The sequence below is a fragment of the Arhodomonas sp. KWT genome, from assembly GCF_010993615.1.
The window spans coordinates 1-1138 of the sequence record NZ_WNXE01000515.1 but is presented as its reverse complement, the minus strand read 5'-3'; the positions used below and the strand labels follow the sequence as shown (position 1 = coordinate 1138).

At 69.9% G+C, this 1138-nt stretch carries 1 protein-coding gene; it reads right to left on the bottom strand.

From position 1 onward, the window contains the following. Positions 1–1138 (bottom strand): hypothetical protein (locus G7A99_RS20345; protein ID WP_205599957.1); only part of this gene is annotated, 1138 nt, incomplete at both ends.

Below are 1138 nucleotides of genomic sequence, written 5' to 3'. Positions count from 1 at the left end.
TGCTCGGCCTGCATCAGCCGGTACCAGTGCTCGAAGTTGTCGGGGGCGTGGCGGCGCCAGCGCCCGTAGCGCGCGACGGCGTCCTCCAGGGCGGCCGCCACCGTCCCGTCGTCGGCGTCCAGGGCCTCGGGCGCCTGCACCAGCACCAGTGCCCTGAGCGCCGGGAACTGGGTGACCGGCAGCAGTCCCTGCACGGAGACGCTGTCGAGCCGCGTCTCCGCCTCGCCTATGCTGTGCGCCGCGGCGCTGACCTCTCCGAGCTGCAGCAGCGCCATGGCGCGCATGATGTGGTAGATACACAGAACCTGGAGGTTCTCGTGCGCCTCGCAGCGTGCGAGGTAATCCGTCTCGCTCTCGTGCTTGTGCAGCCAGTCGGGCTCGTCCCGTCCGCCATGGAGCAGGGAGAAGACACGCAGCGCCCCGGTGATGAGATCAATGCCCCAAAGGTTGCGCCGCCGCTCGGTGTACTCCAGGTAGCTCAGGACATCCGGGATAAGCTCGTCCAGCGGCTCACCGCGGAAATAGCGGCAGTAGGTATCGTGGCCGAAGCCGTAAACGGCGTACTGGAGGTTCCCCGAGGCCTGGCCGGTACGGTAGGCCTCCAGGTAGTCCTCGCTTGCTGCCTGCAGCGGTGCGAACCAGTGGGTCAGCGAGCTACCCATCATCAGGTGCGCCATGCTGTTCTCCGCGCGGTCCGTGAACTGCGCCATCAGCTCCCGGGTCGCACGATAGAGCGCCGCGCAGTCGCCCCCGTCACCCTGCCCCACGTGGGTCAGCAGGCCGCCGTAGGCGGGGTAACTGTATGCCGCCCCGGTAACGTTGCCGCTCTCCAGGCACAGCCGCACCTCGCGGGCCACGATCACCGACCACAGCCCCGGATGGGCGCGGTAACACGGCGGCCCCAGCGCGATCAGCAGCTTCATCACCGCGCGCCGGCGCCGGTCGGTCATGGCCGGCATGCCACCGAGCGACTCCAGCGGGCGCCCCTCCAGCAGGGAACGCACCGCGGCGAGCTCGCGGTCGCGGACGTCCTCCAGGTCCGCCTCCGGCAGGACCTCGCCGAACTGAGCCAGCGCCTCGCGCCCCACCGCCACGGCCTCGGTGTAGTGCGCCCGGAGCGTGCACTGGACAACGCGCA